The organism is Thermodesulfobacteriota bacterium (assembly GCA_040757775.1).
Taxonomy (GTDB): Bacteria; Desulfobacterota; UBA8473; order UBA8473; family UBA8473; genus UBA8473.
The window spans coordinates 29527-52326 of record JBFLWQ010000015.1 but is presented as its reverse complement, the minus strand read 5'-3'; the positions used below and the strand labels follow the sequence as shown (position 1 = coordinate 52326).

General features: G+C 41.5%; 26 protein-coding genes. 18 read left to right on the top strand and 8 right to left on the bottom strand.

Going from position 1 to position 22800, the window contains the following annotated elements; all coding sequences use genetic code 11:
• Positions 1–54: 54 nt before the first annotated feature.
• The 6 genes from AB1401_10200 to AB1401_10175 all read right to left on the bottom strand — a co-directional run bounded on the left by AB1401_10200 (position 55) and on the right by AB1401_10175 (position 7181).
• Positions 55–1257: a restriction endonuclease subunit S gene (locus tag AB1401_10200; protein ID MEW6615822.1), complete on the bottom strand. Its 1203-nt coding sequence runs from the start codon at positions 1255–1257 to the stop codon at positions 55–57.
• Positions 1251–3701: a type I restriction-modification system subunit M gene (locus AB1401_10195; GenBank protein ID MEW6615821.1), complete on the bottom strand. Its 2451-nt coding sequence runs from the start codon at positions 3699–3701 to the stop codon at positions 1251–1253. The genes AB1401_10200 and AB1401_10195 overlap by 7 nt, the downstream gene beginning before the upstream one ends.
• A 56-nt stretch (positions 3702–3757) precedes the next feature.
• Positions 3758–4048, bottom strand: coding sequence for a DUF1330 domain-containing protein (locus AB1401_10190; protein ID MEW6615820.1), 291 nt, complete (start codon positions 4046–4048; stop codon positions 3758–3760).
• Between the two features lie 63 nt (positions 4049–4111).
• Entirely contained in the window at positions 4112–5152 is a 1041-nt protein-coding gene (locus AB1401_10185) for a PDDEXK nuclease domain-containing protein (GenBank protein MEW6615819.1), read from the bottom strand.
• An 88-nt stretch (positions 5153–5240) separates the two neighbouring features.
• Complete coding sequence (locus AB1401_10180) at positions 5241–5846, bottom strand: DUF3786 domain-containing protein (protein ID MEW6615818.1); 606 nt, start codon at positions 5844–5846, stop codon at positions 5241–5243.
• A 48-nt stretch (positions 5847–5894) separates the two neighbouring features.
• Positions 5895–7181, bottom strand: a complete 1287-nt coding sequence (locus AB1401_10175) for a radical SAM protein (protein MEW6615817.1) — start codon at positions 7179–7181, stop codon at positions 5895–5897.
• 119 nt (positions 7182–7300) lie between these two features.
• Between AB1401_10175 and AB1401_10170 the strand changes: the two genes are divergently transcribed.
• The 16 genes from AB1401_10170 to AB1401_10095 all read left to right on the top strand — a co-directional run bounded on the left by AB1401_10170 (position 7301) and on the right by AB1401_10095 (position 17472).
• The gene (locus tag AB1401_10170; GenBank protein MEW6615816.1) at positions 7301–8635 is read left to right on the top strand and encodes a sigma 54-interacting transcriptional regulator; all 1335 of its coding nucleotides are present in this window, start codon (positions 7301–7303) and stop codon (positions 8633–8635) included.
• A 199-nt stretch (positions 8636–8834) separates the two neighbouring features.
• Complete coding sequence (locus AB1401_10165) at positions 8835–9236, top strand: hypothetical protein (protein MEW6615815.1); 402 nt, start codon at positions 8835–8837, stop codon at positions 9234–9236.
• Positions 9237–9252: 16 nt separating this feature from the next.
• Positions 9253–10212 (top strand): Mrp/NBP35 family ATP-binding protein, encoded by a 960-nt coding sequence (locus tag AB1401_10160; GenBank protein ID MEW6615814.1) that lies wholly within the window; start codon positions 9253–9255, stop codon positions 10210–10212.
• A gap of 20 nt (positions 10213–10232) precedes the next feature.
• Complete coding sequence (locus AB1401_10155) at positions 10233–10562, top strand: NifB/NifX family molybdenum-iron cluster-binding protein (protein MEW6615813.1); 330 nt, start codon at positions 10233–10235, stop codon at positions 10560–10562.
• Between the two features lie 15 nt (positions 10563–10577).
• Positions 10578–10844: a DUF5320 domain-containing protein gene (locus AB1401_10150; protein ID MEW6615812.1), complete on the top strand. Its 267-nt coding sequence runs from the start codon at positions 10578–10580 to the stop codon at positions 10842–10844.
• A gap of 42 nt (positions 10845–10886) precedes the next feature.
• The gene (locus AB1401_10145; GenBank protein ID MEW6615811.1) at positions 10887–11459 is read left to right on the top strand and encodes a NifB/NifX family molybdenum-iron cluster-binding protein; all 573 of its coding nucleotides are present in this window, start codon (positions 10887–10889) and stop codon (positions 11457–11459) included.
• A 213-nt stretch (positions 11460–11672) separates the two neighbouring features.
• Complete coding sequence (locus AB1401_10140; GenBank protein ID MEW6615810.1) at positions 11673–11903, top strand: hypothetical protein; 231 nt, start codon at positions 11673–11675, stop codon at positions 11901–11903.
• 120 nt (positions 11904–12023) lie between these two features.
• A complete protein-coding gene (locus AB1401_10135) occupies positions 12024–12893 on the top strand; it encodes an ATP-binding protein (protein ID MEW6615809.1) in 870 nt (289 codons plus the stop codon).
• A complete protein-coding gene (locus tag AB1401_10130; protein ID MEW6615808.1) occupies positions 12865–13737 on the top strand; it encodes an ATP-binding protein in 873 nt (290 codons plus the stop codon). The genes AB1401_10135 and AB1401_10130 overlap by 29 nt, the downstream gene beginning before the upstream one ends.
• Positions 13721–14005, top strand: coding sequence for an iron-sulfur cluster assembly protein (locus AB1401_10125; protein MEW6615807.1), 285 nt, complete (start codon positions 13721–13723; stop codon positions 14003–14005). The genes AB1401_10130 and AB1401_10125 overlap by 17 nt, the downstream gene beginning before the upstream one ends.
• Before the next feature lie 18 nt (positions 14006–14023).
• On the top strand, positions 14024–14269 hold the full coding sequence (locus tag AB1401_10120) for a zinc ribbon domain-containing protein (protein MEW6615806.1): 246 nt from the start codon (positions 14024–14026) through the stop codon (positions 14267–14269).
• Between the two features lie 48 nt (positions 14270–14317).
• Complete coding sequence (locus AB1401_10115) at positions 14318–14788, top strand: iron-sulfur cluster assembly scaffold protein (GenBank protein ID MEW6615805.1); 471 nt, start codon at positions 14318–14320, stop codon at positions 14786–14788.
• A gap of 87 nt (positions 14789–14875) precedes the next feature.
• Positions 14876–15484 carry a dephospho-CoA kinase gene (gene coaE / locus AB1401_10110; GenBank protein ID MEW6615804.1) on the top strand — a complete coding sequence of 203 codons (609 nt, stop codon included), beginning with the start codon at positions 14876–14878 and terminating at the stop codon, positions 15482–15484.
• The gene (gene def / locus AB1401_10105; protein MEW6615803.1) at positions 15450–16067 is read left to right on the top strand and encodes a peptide deformylase; all 618 of its coding nucleotides are present in this window, start codon (positions 15450–15452) and stop codon (positions 16065–16067) included. Before coaE ends, def begins: the two co-directional genes overlap by 35 nt.
• Positions 16068–16069: 2 nt before the next feature.
• The gene (locus tag AB1401_10100) at positions 16070–16261 is read left to right on the top strand and encodes a hypothetical protein (protein ID MEW6615802.1); all 192 of its coding nucleotides are present in this window, start codon (positions 16070–16072) and stop codon (positions 16259–16261) included.
• A 236-nt stretch (positions 16262–16497) separates the two neighbouring features.
• Positions 16498–17472 (top strand): MBL fold metallo-hydrolase, encoded by a 975-nt coding sequence (locus tag AB1401_10095; protein MEW6615801.1) that lies wholly within the window; start codon positions 16498–16500, stop codon positions 17470–17472.
• A gap of 10 nt (positions 17473–17482) precedes the next feature.
• Here the strand turns inward: AB1401_10095 and AB1401_10090 are convergent, their stop codons facing one another.
• Together AB1401_10090 and AB1401_10085 are read right to left on the bottom strand one after the other, a co-directional pair.
• A complete protein-coding gene (locus AB1401_10090) occupies positions 17483–17995 on the bottom strand; it encodes a response regulator (GenBank protein MEW6615800.1) in 513 nt (170 codons plus the stop codon).
• Positions 17996–18082: 87 nt separating this feature from the next.
• A complete protein-coding gene (locus AB1401_10085) occupies positions 18083–20338 on the bottom strand; it encodes a PAS domain-containing protein (protein MEW6615799.1) in 2256 nt (751 codons plus the stop codon).
• Between the two features lie 474 nt (positions 20339–20812).
• Between AB1401_10085 and tmcD the strand changes: the two genes are divergently transcribed.
• Both tmcD and tmcC read left to right on the top strand, forming a co-directional pair.
• Entirely contained in the window at positions 20813–22075 is a 1263-nt protein-coding gene (gene tmcD, locus AB1401_10080; protein MEW6615798.1) for an electron transfer complex subunit TmcD, read from the top strand.
• A 62-nt stretch (positions 22076–22137) separates the two neighbouring features.
• Positions 22138–22785 (top strand): TmcC family electron transfer complex membrane anchor subunit, encoded by a 648-nt coding sequence (gene tmcC / locus AB1401_10075; GenBank protein ID MEW6615797.1) that lies wholly within the window; start codon positions 22138–22140, stop codon positions 22783–22785.
• Positions 22786–22800 lie beyond the last annotated feature (15 nt).

The following is a 22800-nucleotide window of genomic DNA, read 5'->3' as shown; positions in this document are numbered from 1 at the left end:
CAGAGGCTGTCCTTAAATGGCCTGTCACATGAGAAAAGGACTATATGAATATAATCATACCAACCTTATTTTCCCCGTTAATAAATTCTGCATCATTCCCTGTTTAATCATTTTGTATTTTTTCAGTTTCCTTTCTAGGGTTTCTATCTCTGCATCCATGTCGGAGAGGATTTGGGCGATTCGAGTTTGTTCTTTTGATTCGGGAACTTTAACTTCAATGTTTTGATATTCTGAAATCCAATATCGTTTATGGTCAGTGCTATCGAACTTTATCATTTGCATTAACTCAAAAACAAATCTCAAATTTACATTTTCATTCTTAGGCTTTAACATTTTCATCGCAGATGATTTAACTTTAAAAGGAAAATTAACAAACTTGATAGAAGTGGTGAAATCATCAAAAATGATTACTGGAAGATTTGTAAAAATGCCAAACCCCTCATTTGTATAACCAAGTATAAATGATTTACCTGCCGTAAGAACTGGCGTTTGATTATGGTCGTTATACTCTGTATCTGCCACTAAATATTTTGTGGGTTGTTCATAATCTAGGAAATCTCCTAATTTATTAGCTTCCCACCCTACTTTTGGCTTCAACAGCTCCTGCACTGCCCCTTGCTTGATGGCTCGCTTTTTGGCAATGAGTTTTTCCAATTGGGTAATGAGGGTATCGGCATCGTTTAAGACGGCGGCGATAGCGGTTTGCTCGGCTTTGGTGGGGGGGAGGGGGATTTTGTATTTTTTCAGATTTGCCATTGAAATGGCTGGTTGTGCACCGGTGGTCCTTAATAATTCAAAATTCCCCATTATGTGATGATTCCATAATATTTGAGCAATTAGGTCTTTTGAAAATCTATTTTCATCAATAGTGATTTTTAATGCGTTACCCGACAAAATGCCTTCTTGGTGATCTTTTGGCAAAATTGCACTTGCGCCACATCTCTCCCCAATTTTAGCCATTACTATATCTCCACCCCTTACAGCACTTCGCTTCTCTTGCTTAAATTTTTCTAAGTCAACGTAAAGGTATTCCGATGCCGAAAACTTCCCATCTGTTACATATCCACTTGTAATTATAGGAATACCAGATTTGCGATAATGAATAGTTTTTAAATTTGAGCCAAATGGTCCATCAACAATATTGTATTTTCTATTTTTCGGTGTTAAGTCCTCAATCGGGAATAACCCCCAATCCCTCGGAATCACCCCAACCTCAGTCTGCTTAAACCCTTTCTGTATTCCCATAGCTTCTACCATACAAATTTCATCTGCTTTAAATGGCTTTCTACCTTTACGGTAAGCTCATCCACTTCTCTGCTCAGTTTCGGCAAAGGCATCTCGTAACGTTCAGCCAGTTCTTTAATGCGCTGGGTCAAACGATGGCTGATATTGTCCATTTCAGTGCGGATTCGCTGTTTCATGCTGTACATCCATTTCTTTTCCACTACAATGGTTTTTATTTCGTCAATGCTCAGCGTTGGGTATTTTTTTATAATTAATCCCTCCAATACTGTGTTTGCTGCTTTGATTTGAGCTTTTTTATTTGCTTCTTCTTCTATCAACCATTTATATTGCTCCAGCATGTCGTATTCTTCGGCATTGTCAGCATTGCGTTTGCCCAAATCTTTTATGGCTTTTTGCAAATTACTCTTACTGATTTTACCTTTATCGTCTATAGCATTGCTCAGCAAACCGTCTTCTTCTCCATGTTCTTCAATCAGTTCATTAATTTTGACATTTACGGTTTCAAGCTCTGATTCCAATGTGTCAATAGCAGCCTTCTCCTTAGTAAAATATTCCTGAATAATTAGTGCAGGCGGTATCAATCTGCCTTCCAGTCCTTCAATACCTACCACTTGTTTCACTACTTCCTTATCGCCTTTTTTAATTTTCTTTTCTATACGTTTTACTTCATTGCCTGCTATCCAGCCATCAGCGGCCAATTCATAAAAATCATCCTGCATGGTTTCATTCCAATAGTCAATCAGGTGCTGATACATAGTGTATTTGTCAGTAAGTTGTATATTTGCATAATGTTTCAACAGATTTTTAGAAATGGATTGTATTTCCTGTTTGGGTTTCAAGTCTTTGTCCAATGATTTGACAAAGACTATCGTTTTGGTTTCCCATTTTTTGAATACTGAATCCATCTTTTTACTGAAAGCTGTAAATTCAGGGTGCTGAAAGATAGTGTTTTTGATTTCTTCGTTTGCAATGTTTAGTTGATAATATTCCGCGCGCTTATCGATGGTTTTGAATAACTCACTTTTCAATGAAGGATACACCGTCCAATATTTTTCTAATGCTTCAATATCACTTCTGGGAATACCTCCTACCAAATGGGCTTCAATGTCCTGTATGTCATCTGCTTCCTGGCTGTCAATATAACGAGGGATGTTCAGGTTATAATCGTTCTTCGGATCGGCAATTTCAGCAAGTGGAATAACTCTTGAATACTTGGGTATTTCAATGCGATTGTTAAACGTACCCACTATCTTATGGATATCCCGCTCACGCAAACGGTTTTTGTTACCGTCTTTTATAAATCCCTTGCTTGCATCAATCATGAAAATGTCTTTGCGCTCTGCAGCGTTTTCTTTATCTATTATAATCAAACAGGCGGCAATGCCTGTTCCATAAAACAAGTTGGGCGGCAAACCGATAATGCCTTTGATATAACCCTTTTGGATAATCTTTTTACGGATATTGGCTTCGGAACTACCTCGGAACAAAACGCCCAGAGGTAAGACAATACACGCCTTGCCTTTTGATTTCAGCGATTTAATCAGGTGCAGCAAAAAGGCAAAGTCGCCATTCTTTTTGGGAGGAACAGCATCGTAACCTTCAAAACGTCTGTAAATATCATTGACGGGGTCTAAGCCATTCATCCAGGCTTTGTAACTGAAAGGGGGATTGGCAACGGCATAATCAAACTGTTTGAGTTCGCCTGTGGTATCATCAGTAAACTGTGGTGAAGCCATCGTATTGCCCTGCAAAATTTCGGCATCGGGGTTGCCGTGAAGCCACATGTTCATTACGGCCAGAGCGCGTGTGGCGTTGTCATTTTCCTGCCCGTAAATGGTAATACCGTGCGGCGCATCATCTGCTGCTTTCAGCAGCAAAGACCCCGACCCACAAGTAGGGTCATAGATGGTTTCCGACTGGCTTTTGGATTTACTGATGTCAATTACTTTTGCCATTATGCGGGAAACTTCGGCAGGTGTATAAAATTGTCCTTTGCTTTTTCCGCTTTCAGTAGCGAAATGTCGCATCAGGTATTCATAGGCATCACCAAGCAGATCGTCGCCTTCCGCATGGTTATCGCTAAAATTCAGTTCCGGTTTTTCAAAAATGGTAATCAGGTTGGTTAATTTGTCAACCTTATCTTTCCCTTTGCCTAGCTTTTCATCGTCATTAAAGTCAGCAACTGTAATTACGCCAGTCAGACCATTGCCTTTGGCAAACTCTCCAATGATTTTATTGATTTTATCACCGATGTCAGATTTGCCTTTTTGCTTTACCATGTCGTAGAAGCTGGCATTTGCAGGTATTTCAATAAGCGGGTCTTTTTTATCGGAAACATATTTCATGAACAGCATCACCAATACATAATCCTTATATTGGCTGGCGTCCATACTGCCTCTCAGTTCGTCACAACTTGCCCAAAGTGAGCTGTATAATTCAGATTTCTTGATTGCCATTTTTTTTCCTCAAACTCACATGTTATTGACCTGATTTCATACCTACTACGAATTATTCACCCTTCATAACCACTTACAAGAATAGCCTGTGTTTCAGCGCTCTCTTCACGCAATGATGCGATAGCCTTGTATTCAGATGATGTCAGCCAATCATGAACATGATTCTTTGTGGGGAACTCAATAACAATAACTCTTTCCGGCTTCCATGAACCAAAAGCCTTGATAGCTTCTCCACGAACATGATATCGCCCTCCGTATTTCTTAACTATCGGCGATACCTTGTCTATATATTGAGCATATTTGTCTTTGTCTATTACCTTAGACTCTATGATAAAGTAAACTGACATATCAATTCTTTTTGAAATAAGCCCACTGCACGACTTTGAGTTTCTCGTTCTTTTTTGCCGATGTTACTCATGATCGTTCTCTTTTATTTTTTGCCGGGCAATTTCAACTGCTTTATGCAATTTTTCCTGCAACAATTTTTTGGGTGGCAATATGGTTAAATAATCGGCTACCCGGATATTGCTTTTATCTAACCGCAATAGTTCAATGTGTTCTTCGTTTTTGCCAGTGCATAGAATCAAGCCGATGGGTGTGTGTTCGCCGTCAACCTGCTCGTATTTTTCGAGATAGCGTAAATACAACTCCATCTGCCCCTTGTATGCAGCTTCAAATTCACCAATTTTCAGATCAATCGCTACAAGACATTTTAATCTGCGGTGATAAAACAAAAGGTCAATGTAATAGTCCCTGGTATCAATTGTAATGCGTTTTTGACGGGCCAAAAAAGCAAAGTCATTTCCTATTTCAATTATAAAATGCTGCAACTCGGCAAGGATAGATGTTTCTAAATCTCTTTCGGAATAGGTATCTTTTAATCCAAGAAAATCAAGAAGATAAGGGTCACGAAAAATTAAATCAGGGCTTAACTTTTGTTGATTTTGCAACAATGCCAAATCGTTTTTAATGGTTTCTTCCGGCTTTTTGCTGATGGCGGTGCGTTCATAGAGCATGGATTGGATACGTTCTCTAAAAGTGCGGACGCTCCATTTTTCGAGCTTACACATCTGTATGTAAAAATCCCGCTTTAAGGAGTCTTCAATTGGAATAATTGCTAAAATATGAGTCCAACTCAATTCTCGTATCAGCGATACGACAATTTGTTCATCCTGAAAAACCTCAGCAAACTGCATCATTCTTCGTAGGTTCTTCTCTGAAAATGCCGTTCCATACTCCATTTCCAATTGTCGTGACAGTGTAGCAATAATCTGCTTTCCATATTCTGCCCTTTTATAATGTAAGATTTCTTCATTTACTCTTTTTCCGATTTGCCAATACAAAAAGCTCATTGTCGCGTTGACCGATAAGGCAACCTGTTGTCTGCTTTTTTCAATTAACTCTTTGATTTCGTTTATTAAACTCTTGTCGCTTATTAATTCTTTGCTCATATTAACCTCGCTTTACCGGTCAATAAGACCTGCTCCCATGCTTATCTTGATATAAATTTGACAATACCCCCCTATGAAACCTTTCTCTTCACCCCATCAAGGGATTCCCTATTCTTGTGCAAATTTCGACTGCTAAAGCAAATATAATATCAGATGTTAAATGTTCAGTAATGCTACTATCATAGAGTATTTTCGATTCAGCGGAAAAATCGTCATCTCCCTTCCAATATAGAACAGCCACCGGAATGTGTGTTGTTATTTTAAAGCTGTATGCCGCATCTGCCATGTCAAGTGAAATGCCGTGAAGTTGTTCACATCTTTTTCTGAATCCGTTAATATCATTGGCATATTGTCTAGAGATTAAATAACTTGGTATTTCATGAGGGCCACGAAAAAATGTAACACCACCAGGAATGTCTTTCTCGGATATCCATTCGTTGTAAATTTCAATTTCTTTTGATTTCAGAAGATAATGTATAATGAAATGATGAAAATAATCATGAGGGCTTGGAAAGTTAGTGGTAATACGATCAATCTTAAACTGATGAGGATATATCACATAATCGTCACCCCATACAGATAAGGTATAATACTTTTTCCCGTCATCGTATTCACATAATGCCCGCCTGCAAACATCTTTCGGATCTTGTTTGGCTAGATCCCGAAAAAGTATTGTATCGATTGAAGTTGTCATATTTCAGCCCAACAAATGATTATATGGTTTATTATAACGTATTATACCCTATGAAACCTTTCTCTTCACCCCATCAAGGGATTCCTTTTCCCATATCAACCTGATTTTCTTAAGTTTCTCAGAGGACAGATGTTCTGTCTCGTACTGTTTCCCTATGGACATATATGCAGGTATGTTCTTTTCCAGTGGACGAACACCATATTCGTGATAAGAGTTGAATACATCCGTGCCAAAATACACCTGCATCTGCTGGGAGTTAGAGTTCCCCCTTACTTTTACATCATTGTCTTTTAGAAACTGTAATGTCTTCATCGCATCATCAAAGGTCTCATTGGGAAGACCGTATTGAGTAAATAACTCTACGTCTATGCCATTATTCTGGGTTAATTCTATTGCCCTTCGCATGTCATCCAGAGAAATGTCTTTTTTGAGACCTTTAAGAACCTTCCCCGATGCCGATTCCAGCCCGTAGGCAACAAGATAAACTCCTGTGGCTTTCATCTTTTTCATAAGCTCGTCATTGACAAGATCCGCTCTGGTTTCAAGCCATATCTGTATCTTAAGGTTTCTTCGGAGAATCTCTTCCATCAGTTGATCTATTCTATCAATATTGATGGAAAAACTCGGGTCTGCAAACCAGAACTTTTTAATGCCTTTACGGTAAATCCAGTCAATTTCCTCTATTACCCTCTCAACAGAATGAAACCTGACCTTTCGTTTAAAAGCGTTAGGTGTATAACAGAAGACACATCTATAGGGACACCCTCTTGAAGTAAACAGGATTGCCTCTTCAAGGTTAGAGAAATTAATAAGGTCGTTATGAAGATAAGGGGAGGGGTATCTGTCCAGATCACTATAGGCTTCTACACCGGGACCATCGTAAAACAGACCGTCTTCGCATTTGCAGGAGTTCCCTGATATTGCAGTATTGTCAATTCCATCTCTAATGGCCGAGGCTACGTTCAGAAGAGCAATTTCGCCTTCGTCTCTACATATATAATCGATAGAGCCGATGGATTGAAATGCAGAAGGTGGCATAAAAGTAGCCTGAGGGCCGCCTATTGCAATCTTGATCTTCGGGTCAATGGACTTTACATAATTTGCCAGCCCGATAACAAAGAGGATGTTTCGCTGATAGGTAGAAAACCCTATCAGCGATGGTTTAAAATCGCGGATATATGAATGGAGAAGATTAAGAGAAAAAGGGGCGTTCTCTCCAATATTCATAACATTTACATTGAACCCGTGACCCCTCAAAAAGGCTGCAATATAGGCGATGGAAATAGGGACAGATGGAGGTATGAACGGATTTATTTCGATAAGTAAAATATTCATAATAAAGACTATTTAACCAACTCTATTGGAGTAAGTCAACGAAAAAGAGAACGGGTGTTTGCCGAAAAACTTTCACTCAAACCTTGATAAATCTACCGATTGAGTTTATAATATTAACCATGAAGGCAGATAAGGGGGCTTCCTTTTTAAATATTATACTGGATAGTATAGCTGATGGGGTATTCACCATAAATGATCAGGACCAAATTACCTCCTTTAATCGAGCGGCAGAGGATATTACAGGATTTACAAGAAATGAAGCTATCGGGCAGTATTGTTTCAATATTTTCAGAACCAATATCTGCCAGACTCACTGTGCCCTCAAACAGACCCTGAGGACAGGCAAAGCTATTATCAATTTACCCGTCAACATCCTGAACAAAGAGGGAAAAGAAGTGCCGGTCAGTATCAACACGGCTGTCCTCAAAGAGGAGAAAGGAGAGGTCATTGGGGCAGTAGAGACCTTCAGGGATATCTCGGTAGAAGAAGAATTAAAAAAGGAGATATCCAAACAGTATTCCCTTGAGGACATTATCAGCAAAAATCATCAAATTCAGGAGATATTCCATATACTCCCGGATATTGCCGAAAGTGATTCAACAGTCCTGATCCAGGGGCCAAGCGGTTCTGGTAAAGAACTTTTTGCCAGGGCTATCCATAACCTGAGTCATCGAAAAAACCACCCTTATATAAAGGTAAACTGTGGAGCACTCCCTGACACACTCTTAGAATCTGAACTCTTTGGTTATGTTAAAGGGGCATTTACCGATGCCAAAAAAAATAAACCGGGCCGATTTGCCCTGGCAGAAGGAGGCACCATCTTTCTGGACGAGATAGGGGATATGTCTCCTGCTCTTCAGATAAAACTCCTTCGAGTCTTACAGGAAAAAGAATATGAATCCCTGGGGGGAATAAGCCCAGTTAAGGCTAATGTAAGGGCAATAACCGCCACTAACAAAAGCCTCTCTGATTTAGTTAAAACCGGAAGCTTCAGGGAGGATCTCTTTTATCGGCTTAATGTGGTAAAGATTGAACTCCCTCCTCTGGCTAAACGGAGGGAAGATATCCCCCTTCTTATAGACAATTTTATTCACAAGTTCAATCTAAGGAAAGGGAAGATTATCGTTGGGGTTTCTGATACTGTGATGGAATTTCTGATGGGGTATGACTTTCCCGGCAACATAAGGGAATTGGAAAATATCATCGAACATGCCTTTGTCCTTTGTAAGGACAGAATCATTGAGATAAAACACCTGCCGCCGGAGCTTACCAGGGGTTTTAGAGAGAGAGAAGTTCCACGAAAACCAGCCATGAGTCATCCCTTAAAGGATGCTGAGGCAGAGTTAATCAGGGGAATTCTTGATAAGTACCATGGGAATAGAGTAGCAACAGCAAAGGAATTAAAGATTGACCGATCCACTCTATGGAGAAAGATGAAGAAGTACGGCATTTAAATACCGGTTGTGGTTGCATTTATGCAACTGTTGCATGCGATACGATGTATTATTGCATCTAGATATCGCCCCTTCCCTCCCTTGCTCATAACCCATCAATTCCCTCAACTTGTTTTAATCAATAATCTTTCTTAAATATCCCCCCCCAAAAAATGTCCATGGCATACTATTTGCTGTTACTTAACAATGGAGGTGGAAGATGAATGTTGCCATACCTCTTTTTGGCAATTGGATATCTCCCCGTTTTGGTTTTTCCCAGGAGATATGGATATTAACAATAGAAGATGGCAAAGTTACAACTCAAAAAACGATATCTATGACCGGATTGGCGCTTCCTCGATGGTTTGACCAGTTTGCTTCTCTGAGGATTGATACCCTTATCTGCGGGGGTATAGACAGGTTCTGCCATAATCAGCTTAGAAATCTGGGGATATCGGTTATTCCAGAGATTGCTGGTGAGGCCAGCGAGGCACTAAGTCTGTTTTTAAATGGGGAATTAGAGCCTGGCCTCAGGATATGTAGAAGGGGAGGCAGGAGTTTCAGAGGAAGAAAGGGTAAATTCTTTGGGCCACCATGGGCAATGAATGATAAGAAAAAATGAAGGGGGCTAGGTTATTATGAGTCAGGAGAAATGTGATAGAGACTCTACCTGTGAAACCTGCGGTCAAGAGGGCACGTGCTCACAAGAGGAGAAGGATGCTCATACCGAGGCATTACTCAGGGAAACGATTGGAAAGATAAAGCATAAATTTATGGTGATGAGTGGAAAGGGGGGAGTAGGCAAAAGTACAGTAGCTGCTAACCTGGCAGTGACTCTGGCCGGAAATGGATTCGCGGTTGGCCTACTCGATGCAGATATACACGGTCCTAATATACCTAAGATGTTGGGTCTGGACATGAAAAGGCTTGAGGGATCGCCTGATGGGATAAAACCGGTTTCTTTTAATCCAAATCTCAAGGTAGTTAGTATGGCATTTCTCATTACTGACCCTGATAATCCTATCGTCTGGCGGGGACCTCTGAAGCATGGGGCATTTAAACAGTTCTTAAGCGAAGTCTCATGGGGTGATCTCGATTACCTGATAGTTGACCTTCCGCCCGGAACAGGTGATGAACCCTTGAGCATTGCCCAGTTGATCAATAATGTGGATGGTTCGATTATCGTAACCACCCCTCAGGACGTGGCCCTCCTTGATTCCAGGAAAGCGGTAACTTTCAGCCGGATGCTGAAAATCCCCGTGGTAGGAATTGTTGAGAATATGAGCGGGTTCTCCTGCCCTCATTGCGGAAAAGCTATCGATCTCTTCAAGATAGGGGGGGGAGAGAAGGCAGCTTCAGAACTTCGGGTTCCATTTCTTGGAAGGATATTATTTGATCCGGACATCGTTCAAAAATCTGACAGGGGAATACCCTTTGTGGAGAACGTTCCAGACTCAGAGGCAACCGAAGCCTTTAGAGAGATTGGTGAGAAATGTGAGAGGTTTGTTAATGGTTCCTTAGCAAAATCCGCATTAATAAAGGAGGGAGCTACAGGTATATCTAAGGTGAAGGAGATGTTGAAGGGTAAAAAACATTAATAATAAAGGGGGATAAAACAATGAAGATAGCTGTTGCTACTGATGGCAACATGGTTTCCCAGCATTTTGGCCATTGCAGATCCTATACCATTGCCAAGGTAGAGGACGGAAAGGTAATAACCAGGAATTTGATAGATAACCCTGGTCATGAGCCTGGCTTTTTGCCGGTATTTTTAGCAGAAAAGGGGGTAAATTGCATCATTGCCGGTGGTATGGGTGGAAGGGCACAAGGGTTGTTTGCCGAAAAAGGGATTATTGTTATCACAGGGGCTTCAGGTTTGATAGATAATGTAATTGAGGATTTCCTTAATGACAGATTAGTGACCGGGGCTAATATATGTGATCACTAAAAGGAGGTGAAACGTATGCCAGGATTTGATGGAACAGGGCCAAGAGGACTCGGTCCAATGACCGGGGGAGGGAGGGGATTTTGTAACCCCAACTTTGCGGGAAGGAGAGACCCCTATATGGGATATCACTACGGAGCACCATTTGCAGGATACCCATACGGAAACTATCAATATCCTCCATATCAGGCTTATCCTTACGGTGGCTTTGGCATGGGAAGAGGTACGGGTAGAGGCTTTGGTATGGGAAGAGGTATGGGTAGAGGTAGAAGATTTGGGTGGTAAATTCACCCAACTAACCTATCTCATTGGAAGGGAGTGAATTAAATGAAAATCTGTATTAGTGCTACCGGCAAAGGGTTGGATGCCGAGGTTGATCCCCGCTTTGGCCGGTGTCAGTACTTTACTATTGTTGACCCGGATACCATGCAATTTGAATCGATAGAGAACAGTAGCATTAGCGCTTCCGGTGGGGCTGGTATACAGGCTGCCCAGTTTGTAGCCAATAAAGGGGTAGAGTTTGTCCTTACGGGGAATGCAGGACCAAATGCATATAACACATTACAGGCTGCCGGTGTAAGTATAATTACAGGAGTTGCCGGAAAAGTCAGAGAAGCAGTAGAAGGCTATAAGAACGGAAAATTGCGACCCCTTGCTTCGGGTCCCTCGGTAGACGCTCACTTCGGTATGGGCATGGGTCGTGGTGGAGGAATGGGGCCAGGCCAGCCATCTAAGGTTGATGAGCTTACTGTTTTGAAGGAGGAGTCTCAGGTACTCAGATCTCAATTGGAAAAAGCCATGGACAGGATAGATAAACTGGAGGAAAGGGGAAACCCTGTTAACAAAAAGCAAACCACAGGGATCTCGGACGTAAAAGAGGCCCTCAAGAAAAAGGGCTAGACGATTATAATCAGTTCCCTCGTTTCATTTGTTGATGGACACTAATTGAGACCTTTGAAAAATGCCCAATTTCTCATTGCGAATCCGCCAAAGGCTTATGAGGCAATCTCATAACGTGTTAATTATCAAAGAGATTGCCACGGCATGCACACGCCTCGCAATGACTGAAAGCGAGTTTTTCAAAGTCTATAATTAAAGGAAGGGGTGAGAAAAATGCCCAGAGGAGACGGAACAGGGCCTCCCGGCGGGGGAGGTCAAGGAACAGGAAGAGGCATGGGTAGGGGTGGTAGAGGCGCTGGAAGGATGGGTGGTAATAGGCCAGGCGCTGGTCGCGGCGGAGAGTGCATTTGCCCCAATTGTAACACTACAGTCCCCCATCGCGTAGGATCGCCATGTAACCAGATAAGCTGTCCAAAATGTGGCACCAGTATGGTAAGAAAGTAGAAAGAACTGGGGCAAGAGAGTGTAAAAGTCAGAGAGCAGATGCATTTTCCAGGGTACTTCCTACCTACCCTGGGGTCCTCCTTTCTCTCTTGCCCTCTCTTATCTCAGAGGTTGCCCATTATGATAATTTCTATTGCCAGTGGAAAAGGGGGAACAGGGAAAACCACGGTTGCTGTCAATCTTGCCCTTTCATTAAAGGATGCCCAATACATGGACTGCGATGTGGAGGAACCAAATGGACATCTTTTCTTAAAACCTCAAATAGAAGATAGTATCTCCGTAGGTATTCCTGTCCCTGAAGTGGACAAATCCAGATGTACTTACTGTGGTGAGTGTGTCCGGGTCTGTGAGTTCAATGCCATTGTAGTTATAAAGCAGAAAGTGCTCATTTTTCCTGAACTCTGCCATGGTTGCGGAGGGTGTTCATATATTTGTCCGGTGGGTGCCATAGAAGAGGTGGAAAGAGAGATCGGTATAATCGAAAAGGGAAAGGCTGGAAATATCGAGTTTGTTCACGGCATATTAAATGTGGGAGAACCGATGGCACCCCCCCTGATCCGCACAGAAAAGAGGTTTATAAATAATCATAAGACTGTTATTATAGACTCTTCACCCGGCACTTCATGTCCGGTAGTGCAAGCGGTAAAGGGGAGCGATTTCTGTCTTCTGGTTACCGAACCTACCCCTTTTGGGTTAAATGATCTTAAATTAGCAGTGGAAATGGTAAGGAAGTTAGGCATCCCTTTAGGGTTATTGATAAATTGCTCCGATATAGGTGATCGTAAGGTCTGGCAGTATTGCGAAACAGAAAAGATTCCCATCCTTTTGGAAATTCCTGCGGACAGAAGAATAGCGGAGGCATATTCCAGAGGCATTCCATTACTAGAAGAGCTTCCTGAAAACAAAAAAAGGTTTCAAGAACTTTACTATGAGATAGAAAAAGAGGGCAGGAGAAGAGAGAATGAAGCAACTGACTGTAATCAGTGGTAAAGGAGGGACAGGAAAGACCACCATAACAGCAGCATTTGCCGCACTGGCTCAAAACCACGTTATGGCCGATGGTGATGTGGATGCCGCCGATCTACACTTGATCCTGACTCCACATATAAAAAGAGGAAAAGAGTTTTATGGAGGACGTGCCCCATCTTTGGATAAAGACAAATGTGATCAATGCGGTATCTGCATGGAGGTTTGCCGTTTTGATGCTATCCATAATTTTACGAGAGACCCCATCTCCTGTGAGGGGTGCGGGCTCTGTATGCATGCCTGCCCCACTGGTGCCATAAAAATGGGGGAGAAGTTATCAGGGTACTGGTTCATATCCGATACGCGATTTGGCCCTATGGTTCACGCCAGGCTGGGGATCGCAGAAGAAAACTCTGGGAAGCTGGTTACTCTGGTAAGGCAGCAGGCTAGGTTAATAGCCGAGGATGAAAACAAGGATTTGATCATTATAGATGGCCCTCCTGGTATAGGTTGCCCTGTCATTGCTGCCCTCACTGGTGTAACCCTGGTTCTGGCAGTTACTGAACCCACGCTTTCAGGAATCCACGATCTGGAAAGGGTATTGGATGTAGCTAAACATTTCAATGTCCCCGCCATGGTCTGTGTTAATAAGTGCGACATCAACCCGGAAAATACACGGAAGATAGAGGATTACTGCCAAGATAAGAACATAGAAGTGGTGGGAGAGATCCCTTATGACCCTGTTGTAACCAAGGCAATGGTGGAGCGTCAAGCGTTAGTGGAATATGATTCGGGAATTGTTGCTGAGATAATTAAGAAGATGTGGGAAAAGATAGAGGCTAAACTTCAGGATGGACTTAAAGGATAAGGTCATCGAGAGATTAAAGACTGTAATAGATGCCGAAACGGGGATGGATGTAATCAGCATGAGGCTGATCAAAGACCTGATGATTACGAATGAAAGTAAGGTCAGTTTCAAGTTCCGTCCCTCTTCTTCTGTATGCCCACTGGTTTTTCCTCTGGCCTTCAAGATTCTAAAGGCAGTTAAAGAGATAGAAGAGGTAAAAGAACTGGAGATGATCGTTACAGATCATCATATGTCAGAGGAGTTAAACAATCTTCTGAAAACTATTTGACTTAAGGATGCAATACTTATGCCAATTTATGAATACCGTTGCAGCCAATGTGGGCAGGTGTCAGAAATATTGGCCGGCATTGGTTCTCACAGTGATCTTTCTCTGTGCAAGAGTTGCGGGAGCTCTAATCTGGAAAAGTTAATGTCGGTATCATCCTTCGTATCCAAAGACAGCAGCCGACCCTCTGGAACTACTTGCTGCGGGAGGGAAGAGCGCTGTGATACCCCTCCCTGCTCTGGTGGCAATAGATGCGGCAGAGATTAAGGGAAATTGTTCATAGACAAAAAAGATTACAGAGGAGTGGACATAAGCATGGCTAAGGACGATACTTATGATGTAGATAAGATGATTGAAGAGATACAGGCATCTATTATTCAAGATGCCCGGGAGACATTCTCAGAAGAGGTTGTAAATCGCTGGCTCAATCCGAAAAACATTGGTAAGATGCAAGACCCGGATGGGGCTGGGTATATAACCGGTCCGTGTGGAGACACCGTACAGATATTTTTGAAGGTCAAGAATGACAGGATAACAAAAGCTTTGTTTATGACTGACGGCTGTGGAGCTACAATTGCAGCTGGAAGTATGGCAGCCGAGATGGCAACTGGAAAGGATATAAGAGATGCATTAAAGATAAGCCAGGAGGTTATCCTGAATGCATTGGGTGGACTGCCTGAAGACAACAAGCATTGCGCTCTTTTAGCCTCAAATACCTTAAAAGAGGCAATAAAAGACTATTTGGCTTACAAGAGGGACTCGTGGAAGAGAAATTACAAAAAATAGTGTCTTTCTTCAACGTATGTCTTCCATGAAATGATACTACTTTAACAGTTCAGACATCCAAATTACAGGATTCAACAGGAGCATAAGATGGTTATCATTGGTGTAACCGGCAGTATTGCGTCGGGGAAAAGCACGGTTACTAAGTTCTTTATAGATTTGGGGGCATACTTGATTGACTGGGACGTGCTTGGCCATGCGGTGATGCTCCCCCAAAAAAGGGCGTGGAAGGGTGTAGTGGAATATTTTGGAAGAGATATTCTGAACGAAGACCAGACTATTGACCGACAGAAATTGGGGGCAATAGTCTTTAAGGAGCCTGAAAAGTTACAAAGGCTGAATCAGATAGTTCATCCTGAGATATTTAGGGAGGACGAAAGATTAGTTAAGAAGATAAGGATTAAAGACCCTAATGCTATAATAATTAAAGATGTGCCACTACTAACTGCTGAGATTAAGCATACATTGGTTGATAAGGCAGTTGTAGTTTATGCCAGTGAAGAAAACCAGATAAGGAGATTGAAAGAAAGAGGATTTACTGAGGAAGAAGCAAAAAATAGGATAGGAGCGCACATTTCTATAAACGAAAAGATGAAGTTTGCCGACTTCGTTATCTACAATGATGGATCGATGGAGGAGACAAGAAGGCAGGTAGAAAACATTTATAATCAGATACTTTTCGAAGGAAGTCGTCGATAAAAGAATATATCCTGATCCTGTTTTAAGGCAACAGGCGATCCCCCTAGAAGCCATTGATGCAAAAGACAGGGAAATGATCGATGACATGGCGAGGAGGATGTATCTATATAAGGGGATTGGACTTGCAGCCCCACAGATTGGTATACTCTTGAGGGTCGTTGTGGTCAACTCCGGTTACGGTTTGATACCATTGATCAACCCGGAGATAGTTGAATCCGAAGGGAATACCATGGGGGAAGAAGGGTGTTTGAGTCTACCGGACGTTACAGTAAGTATAACAAGGAATGCCAGAATACTAGTCAGGGGAAGAGATGTTAATGAGAAAGACGTAGAATTTGAGGCATCGGGACTCTTGGCGAGAGTATTTCTGCACGAGATTGATCATCTGGACGGGAAACTGATCATTGATAAACATAACGCTGAAACGAAAGAGGGGAAACTCTATCAGCAGGGGTCTGACAAATTCCTGGCAAAGCTCAGAGTTGCTGATGTCACGTTTTATGTGGAGTATTCTCTTGCTGGAGATGGAGCTTACACAGTACACACAGCGTATTCTCACAGAACGGAGTTGGGGGGGGAATAACAGTGGAGGAATGGTACTGCTTTAAGTGTAAAGAGAAGATGGAAGTAAAAGAGGTGGTGTCTTCATATCTGGAGATGACAGGTTTTGTTGACGCATTGAAGTGTCCCAAGTGTGGAACGACATACTTGACTGAAGAGGTTGCGGTCGAGATAATCGCCAAAGGAGAAGAGGAGATAGAAGCAAAAATGGAGTAACAACCTTTCGTTAGATGTTATGCGAGTTAGTCTCGTATATGGGGACGGTCAGACAGGAATGGAGAAACAGAGAACCGGCTTGTAAAAAGCCAAAATGACGATTGCTCAGTTTTCACAGGTTGATCTTGCCTACGCACCGCCTTTTAGCCCGGTATGCGACCCGCTTTTGGTTGCTGCCAATCAGCTTCTCCGGAAGACGTAAATTTTCAATTCCGTACTAAAGGAGGAACCACAATATGAATGGAGAACAAAATCCCACTATCCAAATAAAAGAAGCAGATAGGCTTGAAATCACCACAATTATAGACAACTATTCAGATCATACCCTCCCGATGAGTGAGTCCCCTTCTGAAATGGTAAAGAGGATACCTCCGGCGGTTGAAGGGAGAATACCCTCTGATACACTCCTGGCAGAACACGGCCTTTGTTTGCTGGTTAAAGCCTTCAAGAATGGTACGGATCACAGCGTACTACTTGATGCAGGCTGGTCAAAGATAGGAGTGCCTCATAATATGGAGATGTTAGCGGTAGATACTTCCGGAATAGAGGCAGTAGTGATAAGCCATGGTCACATGGATCATTTCGGGGCATTACCTGAAGTGTTGGAGATAGTGACTCACCGTGGAATTTCAGTAATTATTCATCCTGATGCCTTTTTACCGCGGGCACTTTCATTACCTATAGGAGCCAAGATAGGGATGCCCATTTTAGAGGAGTCATCTATTCAAAAAACCGGGGTCAATGTTGTCAAAACGAAGACACCGCATGCCCTCGCTTCGGGGTTGATATTTTCGCTAGGAGAGGTAGAACGAGTCACTGACTTTGAAAAAGGGATGCCCGGGGCTATCATTGAACGGGAAGGGAATTTTGAATCCGACCTCATCCTGGATGACCATGGATTGGTAATGAATATAAGAGGGAAAGGGCTGGTCGTTATAACGGGTTGCGCTCATTCCGGAATAATCAACACTGTTAAGTATGCAAAAAAAATTACAGGTGTTGATACAGTCTATGCTGTTATGGGGGGATTCCATTTAACAGGCCCTGAGTTCATACCGCTTACCGAGAGAACAATCCAGGAGCTAGAAAAGATTAACCCATCGGTGATCGTTCCTATGCATTGTACTTGTTGGGTAGCTATAAACTGGATTGCAAGTAGGTTTTCAAAACAGTTTCATTTGAACAGTGTTGGGACGACTTTTTGTTTTTGAGGTATTCACCTTACTCCCCCAACACTTTAAGCGCTTCTTCGAGCTTACCTTTGGTTGCAGTTTTTAGTTTATCTCTAACTTTTGTTTTTAAATCCTCTGTTACTGAATTTCCAGTTGCTTCAAGCCCGAGGGATTCTCTAACTTTTTTGATATATTCTGAAGGTATTATTGGCTTCTCGATATAAGAGTGAGGGCTAAGAAGGACTTTTTCTGCCTTTAACTTCATAAAATCTTCTCTGCCAAGTTCATCATGGGCATGAGCAGTAACAACAATAAAGGGGATCTTCGCCCATTCCGGATTCTTTTGGAGATATGAGAGAAGTTTTACCCCCCCCATCTTAGGCATTACAAGATCGAGAGAGATTAAATCAGGTTTGCACTCCTTAATTCTCTCCAAAGCATGTTTACCATTATTTGCGGTTACTACATTGAATCCGGCATCCTCGAGTACGGTTTTTAAAAATAGCTGGATATCGGGTTCATCATCCACAACAAGAATTGTTTTGTTTTTTATATCATCCATTTTATCCCTCCAGAATTTAAAATTATTAAATCCCTCTTTTTCCTTAACAAAATCAGATAAGGAGATTTTTATCCTCTTCTATGGATGTTAGTTTACGGACGTCCCTTGAGGAACAGGTAAACGGTTTCTAGGAAATTCCAGCCTGAAAACCGATCCTTTCCCCAATTCGGATTCGAAGAATATTTTCCCCCCATGCTCATGAACGATTTTCTTCGTAGTAAGAAGACCCAAGCCTGTTCCTTTGTCAGATCCCTTCGTCGTAAAAAAACTGGTAAAAACCTTTTTCTTTACCTCATAATCCATGCCGGATCCATTGTCCTTTACTTCGTAACAGATAGTACCATCTTTTTCAAATAAAGAAAACTCTATTGTAGGATTTTTATTGTCACTTACAAGGCAGGCATCAATGGCATTAGAGATCAGGTTAGCTATACACGTATGAATAGCTTTGGCATCCATGGCCGCCTTATCAATACCCTCTTCCAGTTTTGTTATGAATCTTATCCTGGATTGTGCTATAGTATCTTTGTAAAGGTCTATAATATCGGCTGCTATAGAGTATGGATCTATCAATTCGGCATTTAGGGTGGTCCCCCTGGCAAAATTCAGGAATTCTTTTACAAAAGAAGAAATCTTTTCAATATTATTCTGGAGCATATCCCATCCTTGTTTTACCAATTCATTGTTATTCCTATTCATGCCGGAGTTAACGACGTACATCCCACCTTCTAATCCCATGAGAACATTCTTTATGCCGTGAGCAAGGCCGGCTACCGTTTGACCAACTGCAGCAAGGCGTTCTGCTTCAATTATTTCACTTTCCAATTGTTTAATTTTGCTGATATCCTGAAAAAACATTACTTTCCCAATATAATCGTTGTCCTTTTTTAACCTAACACCTGAGAAAGCTATAGGAACTTTATTTCCCTTATAATCGGTCATTTCGCCTTCTCTAAAACTTACGGTGTCATCACCTTCTTCGATTGCACTCAAGAAATTTTTTGGATATATCTGTTCCCCTGACATCTTTCCAATAACCTTATTTATTGGGTAATTAAGCATTCTTTTTGCCGAGGGGTTATATATATTTATTATTCCATCCTTATTATCAGCAATAATCCCAGTCAGTGTACTTTGAATCATAATTTGATGAAATTCCCTGGCTTCTTTTAAATGCCTTTCCAACAAAAAAGTCTTTGTTACATCAAGAGCCATCTCGATAACATACTTTACATGCTTATTCTCTTTTGAATACGGGGCTGCGGTTACCATGTAAATAACCTTGTTGCCTTTTCTATCATAACCCTCCTGTAAAGAATTGTAGACTCTTCCATTTTCAAAGACCATCTTGGCAGGACAACTTTCACAGACTTCATTCCTTTTTTTATAGGACTCAAAACAAAACCTTCCAGGGGTTTTTCCAAAGATCTTTTGAAAATACTTATTGCTTTTTACTACTTGAAAATCTCTATTAATGACAGTTATATAACATGGAACATTGTCAAAGATTGTTCTGTATTCATTCTGAATCTGAACCTTTTCAGTAATGTCTGTAGACATCTCAATTATATGACTAATATTACCGTCGAAATCTCGATAAGGAGATGTATGGACCAAATAATAGTTAAGGTTGCCTTTCAAATCTCTTCCCCGCTCCTGGGAAACCCTGGTTTTACCGTCTACAAACGTTTCAGTTGCAACACAGTGACGGCATCTTCTTTTCCTTTTCTTATATACCTCAAAACACTTTTTGCCATTCCAGTCCCCAAAAGTATCTTTAAATCCCTTGTTAACATCTACTATTCTATACTTTCTATCGATTATAGCAATATTCGTGGGAACCTGATCGAACAAATCGAAACTTCTCCATTTTTCGGATTTGCCTTCAAGTATTTCATCTCCCCCAAAGAATAGTACAGTATCTTTTCTTAACCCATCCTGTTCTCTTTTTATTGCTCTGTTGTATATTTGTTTAATAGGCTGGAAAACCTGGCATTCCTGGCAGAATTCCATTTTTTCGCTCCAGTCACTGTATGCTCTACCCTTGCAAATTGTCCCATTTATAAACCAGCACAGATGTCCTGAATCCATTTCCCATGCGGGGCAATGTTCCTTTTTGTCCTGAGGACAACTCTCCAGTTCCCAGCATGGTCTTAACGACTGTTCTTTTGTGCTCCTCATAACGAGCACATATAGAACCTGCCGTTCTATTTCATTAGGAATTTTTCGCCATCCCTGTTCAAAACTCTGGATTGACCGCAAGGATGTACCTAAAAGCTCGGCCATTTCTTTTTGTGTCTTCCCCATATTCAGGCGTATGGATAAAAATTCTTTACTTTCCATAATCTAATAAGGTGAATTACGAATATACCTTCTCCTCTCTTCAATTACTTTGCCCTTTTTTAAAGGGATATGCAAGTATTTTGCATATCACACTGTGATATATAAATCAAGGTTTTATTTTTATAAAAATTGAAATATTTAAATTGACAGTCCTGTGAAGGTATGGTATTTAGAGGACCATTAGCATCAATTTTAACTGGGCAAAATATCTAATTTTTTTACAATAATATAAACGACCGCAAGCCACAATAAACTGTAACTTATTGTAATTATTATTTATAAACACTATTTGAATTGAAGTGTAGTATATATTAGATATCACATAGTGATACATAAATTTGAAAAATAATTTGATAAAGTATTATAAAAATTCTTGACAATGTCTAATACACATGTTAGATTTTTGTCAACCTTGAATGAATGCTCATTCAAAATCCTTTTTTATATAGTCAATGGGAGGTTTGGGAGCAATCAATGGCTGAACTAGAGAGTTTTGACTGGGAAACCAAAGAGAAGCTGGTTACAGATATAAACGAATGGAGAAGTAAATTTCCGGCTATCTATGAATTTGTTGTCAGTAACGATGGCGAAAAAATTTCGGCACCTGTTAGGACAGAAGATGATGAATTTACAGCATGTGTGAACGGTGAAACCTGGAAAAACACCTTTGAGAAATTATGGTCGCTTAAATTCGGGCATGATGACAGGCTGGCAGGTTTGTCGAGAAAAGACGATGAATGGACTGTAGCGGTAGATGATGAAACATGGGAAGAAAGCTTCGAATATGCCTGGAATATACAACTTAGCCCCGATGGGAAAAGCATCGCAGTGAACATAAAAGGCGAAAATGGATATGGAATAGCCTTAAACGGCAAGACTTGGGAAAACGGATTTGTTGAAGCAAGGGACTTTGCTATAAGCCCCAATGGAAAGTTCACTGCTGCCTGTATACAGACCAAACGTCTCGGAGAAGGAGATATCTTTGGATTTGCAGAAGGTATATGGACGGTTGCGGTGAATGGTAAACCATGGGAGAGGAATTTCCTGAATGTATGGAGCGTTGTCTTCAGTTCTGACAGCAGTATCGTAGCGGCAGAAGTCAGGATTGGTGAATATGAATATACCATTGCAGTAAATGGGACTCCGTGGGATAAGATATTCAAATGCGTCTGGGAACCAATCTTTTGCCCAGAGATGTATGATGTTCTGGCGCCTGTTCAGGTCGATGAGGGTTGGACCATGGCAAAGAACGGCGAATTGATATGGGATAGGAAGTTCGTCCAGACATGGCATCAGAAATTCAGCCCGGATGGGCAGAGAATCGCTGCCGTGGTAGCACCGGAGTTTGGCAAATGGACAATTGCAATAGACGGCTCTTCCTGGAACAGGACGTTTAAGGATGCAGTCCTGCCGCCTGTTTTCAGTCCCGACAGCAAAAGAGTGGCAGCCATTATTAAGGAAAACAATCGCTGGACAGTTGCATTAGACGGAACCCCATGGGGAGAAGATTTTGATATGATATGGGACCCTGTTTTCAGCCCAAGCAGTGATAGAGTTGCTGCCAAGGCTGAAAAAAATGGCAAGTTCTACATTGTCCTGGATGGTAAAACAGGGAAACAGGCGTTCGAAAACCTCTGGAGCCCTGTTTTCAGCCCTGATGGAACAAAGCTTATGGTAAGAAGTATACAGGATGGGAAGTATTACCGTCGGGTAATGCCAGTGGAAGAGGTTTATTAATCGCTGAATACTGATGAAATTTAAGGTTGTAAAACGCCCATAAAGAATGAGGAATTAGAGAAATGTATGAATTTGTGAGCGGACCATTGGTATGGATTTCATTCATAGTCTTCATTGGGGGTAGTCTTTATCGGCTGTGTTCCATGCATAAACTGGCAAAGAAGGAAAAAGTCATATATCCATATATGAGTCTAAAGTATGGTCTGCGATCCATTATTCACTGGGTTATCCCCTTTGCCAGTACCAATATGAGAAGACGGCCTTTGATGACGGTAACAACCTTCGCTTTTCATATCTGTCTGGTTTTAACACCCATTTTTCTCCTGTCTCATAACATTCTCTGGTACCAGTCCTGGAAAATTAGCTGGTGGACATTGCCTGAAGGGACAGCTGATATAATGACTGTAATCGTAATTCTTGCCGCGTTTTTTTTCCTTGCCAGAAGATTAGTACTCCCTGAGGTTAGGTTCGTCACCTTTGCATCTGATTATGCTTTGCTGATAATAGCTCTGGCGCCGTTTCTGACCGGCTTTCTGGCATACCACCAATGGCTCCCCTATAAAACGATATTGATTCTTCATATTCTGTCTGGTGAACTTATGTTAATCGTTATCCCTTTTACAAGGTTGAGCCATATGCTATATTTTGTCTTTACCCGAGCATATATGGGCAGCGAATTTGGTGCGGTGCGCAACTCTAAAGATTGGTAGGCATAAATATTTTCA